Annotated in this window: 3 protein-coding genes; 2 read left to right on the top strand and 1 reads right to left on the bottom strand. The window is 44.0% G+C overall.

The window, feature by feature from the left end:
- Positions 1 to 311 (bottom strand): hypothetical protein (locus H0W44_10705; GenBank protein MBA3582905.1); only part of this gene is annotated, 311 nt, incomplete at its 3' end.
- A gap of 410 nt (positions 312 to 721) precedes the next feature.
- Here H0W44_10705 and H0W44_10700 point away from each other — a divergent pair.
- Together H0W44_10700 and H0W44_10695 are read left to right on the top strand one after the other, a co-directional pair.
- Positions 722 to 1,552, top strand: coding sequence for a tyrosine-type recombinase/integrase (locus tag H0W44_10700; protein ID MBA3582904.1), 831 nt, complete (start codon positions 722 to 724; stop codon positions 1,550 to 1,552).
- A 43-nt stretch (positions 1,553 to 1,595) separates the two neighbouring features.
- Entirely contained in the window at positions 1,596 to 2,726 is a 1,131-nt protein-coding gene (locus H0W44_10695) for an IS91 family transposase (protein MBA3582903.1), read from the top strand.
- Positions 2,727 to 3,140 lie beyond the last annotated feature (414 nt).

The following is a 3,140-nucleotide window of genomic DNA, read 5'->3' as shown; positions in this document are numbered from 1 at the left end:
TAAGTTGTCTCCAAATAATAAAACTCTTTAGTTAAAAATTTCAAATGATCTTGGTCAGAAGATCTCATTAATTTATATTTCCTATGGGAGGCGTATATTATATGGGTCTTTGCACCACCGAAATCATAGCCACAGTCCCCAGTGCCGAACCGCTCTCCAGTCAAAATCAAAGCTGTGTCAGAATAAAAATTTCCTTTGTAATGCTTTAAAATTTTAAGCGTCACCAGATAAGCTCGGTAATAATCTCCCGATTCCAAACCTTTAGTTGTCCAACCAACGGTATCAATTTTTAAGACTTCTCCTTCAAACACAGCCGCTGATCTTTCAAAATTCTCGGGAACAGAAAGTGGTCGGCATGAACAACTTTCCGCTGACTTTGGGTAAAATGCCAACAGTAATATTAAAATGGTAAGTCCTTGCATTTGATGATGTGTTGATAGCGTATAACGGTACAGCTTTGCGCAGGCGGGATAATAGCATTCCGTATGCTGGAACTATAGCCAAATTTATAAATAATTGTTCATTGTTGCTACTATCGCTCAGATATATGTCCTGCCCCATTTGCAGCAATACTTTTGTTGAACCGAACCCTCGTTCCTCGGGAACCACCACTATTCCGTTTTTCTTAAATTAGTATTCTAAAAATTTACATCATGAAAAAAGTTGAGAAAAAAAATTAGCGCCTACCGCAGAAGCGGCATTACTTAAGTTGCAACAGGTTATGACTGTTGGTAATTATTCGCCCCGAAGCATTGGTAATTACATGCGCGAGATGCGTTTCATCTTTGAGTATTATCCGGATACTCTTCCATCCAAACTTACGGCAGAGCAGATTGAGTTGTATATCTGTTACATTAAAAAAGTATTCAACAGCGGCTTTTCCAAATGCCGGCTTGTAGCTTCCAGCGTTTCTTTTTTCTTTAAGCAAATACTTAAGCGTCCTTACGATCTTCCTTCCAAACTTTATCCACGCAAGGGCTTTAAGCTGCCCAATGTAATGAGTGCCATTGAAGTGGGCCAGTTATTAAACACATCACTTACCATTAAGCAACAGGCGTTGCTGCAACTGTTTTACAGCAGCGGTATTCGCCTCGAAGAGTGCAGCCGCATTAAAGTGGCCGACATCGACAGTACCCACATGCGCATTAAAGTGGTGGCGGGAAAAGGCAATAAAGACCGCTATACACTTCTTTCTGCAAAAGCGCTGGATACCCTTCGTCAATATTTTCTCAAACACCGCCCTGCGGTTTATTTATTTGAAGGCAAGACCAAAGGCAGATCCATGCATTGCCGCAGCATAGAGTTCAACGTGGAGCAGGCCATGAAACTCGCAGGCTTTAAAGACAAAGGCTTTAGCGCTCATACGCTTCGTCATTCCTTCGCCACTCATCTGCTCGATACAGGGACAGACCTGCACACCATCAAAGAACTGCTCGGACATAGCAACATCAGCACCACGATGATTTACCTGCATCTGCAAACACATCGCTGCAGCCGTATCATTAACCCGCTTGATCAACTCTGTAAACAGCAAGCCGGTGATAGCAAGTAACAGCACCGGCAGCCGGGCCACTGTACAACAACTACTGCAACAAATGGATGGATGGAAAGCGCTTACCGCAGCAGGCAGTCATAAAGTGCTTAGCCTCATAGAACGTTGTCGCACGGCTGATTTTGGGTATCATGCTTATCGCTGCGGTGACAGCGATTGCGGCGCTATGCAATATGTGTATCATAGTTGCCGCAACCGTCATTGTCCACAGTGTGGCAACAGTAAAAAAGAAGAGTGGATAGAAGCACGGATGAAAGAGCTCTTACCGGTAAAGTACTATCATGCAGTCTTCACCATACCCCATCAGTTGAACAGCCTTGTCATGGGCAACCGGAAAGCCATGTTCACCTTGCTCTTCGATGCGGCATCCTATACGCTGCTGAAATTTGCTAAGGATCCACAGTACCTTGACGCACAACCGGGCATTATAACCATACTGCATACCTGGGGGCAGCAGTTGAGCTTTCATCCGCATGTGCATTGTATTGTAAGTGGTGGCGGCATAGATAAGAACAAGCAATGGAAAGAAGCTCTAAAAGCCAAACACCTCTTTCTCTTTCCGGTTAAAGCTGTACGCCAGGTGTACCGCGCATACTTCCTGAAACAGTTGCAGCAGGGTATTGACAACGGCACCGTGACCATGACCAAAGAGCAGCATGCGGCATGGCCTGCACTGTGTGGCTCGCTGTACAGTATGGAGTGGATTGCTTATTTTAAAGAACCCATGGGTGGTCCCGCACAAGTACTGGAGTATTTGGGTCGGTACACGCACAAGGTCGCGATCAGCAATCACCGTATAAAGCGTATTGACATGGACAACAATGTCACCTTTGAGTATAAAGATTATGCAGATGGCGGAAAGAAAAAGAAACTGACTTTAAGTGGGGAAGAATTTTTGCGACGCTATGAACAGCATTTGTTGCCACCACGCTTTTGCAGGATAAGGCACTATGGTTATCTGGGTAATTATAAACGGAAGGAACGTGTGAACGAATTGCTTCAACAAATGGCCTTGCCCCCACATGCACAACAGGCACACATAAGCGCAAGCATAAGAACCATAGAAAAATACGGCACGGATGTGCTGTTATGCAGCAGTTGTAAAAAAGCAAAACTGGAATTGCTGTATATCATAGATATCAATAAACACGGAATGGAGGTACAAAGAGAATAGGGTGACATTGGGATTTGGGAAAAGCCAGCATTTTTTTTCAACGTTGACGGACGTGCCGGCAGAGGTATAGGTAAGTATGAAGAAAAGACATAGAAAAATGAGCAAAATGAAAAAACCAGCCGGGCCATGCAAACAAAAAACAGGTTAACCATGCTCAAGATGCTCTCCCATGAAGCAGACACCATACAAAATAGCGGATTGATCGTCAGCAGGCAATAAAAGATGCCGCTACTTTGTCCCCAATGGAAGGCCAGCTTCGGTCAACATGGAGTAGAACAAAAAGCCCCGATAGTCTCTGATTATCGGGGCTTCTTTTTGGGGCTTTTCGTCTACTCCACTTAATGTTGCAGGCAATGCTTTGTCGAAAAGCCATGAATATTTTTAGTTGATCTTGGTAAATAAATTATCACAACC

This window comes from Gammaproteobacteria bacterium (genome assembly GCA_013817245.1).
GTDB lineage: Bacteria > Pseudomonadota > Gammaproteobacteria > HTCC5015 > HTCC5015 > JACDDA01.
The sequence above is the reverse complement of the archived record's forward strand: the minus strand, read 5'-3'. Positions and strand labels throughout refer to the sequence as shown.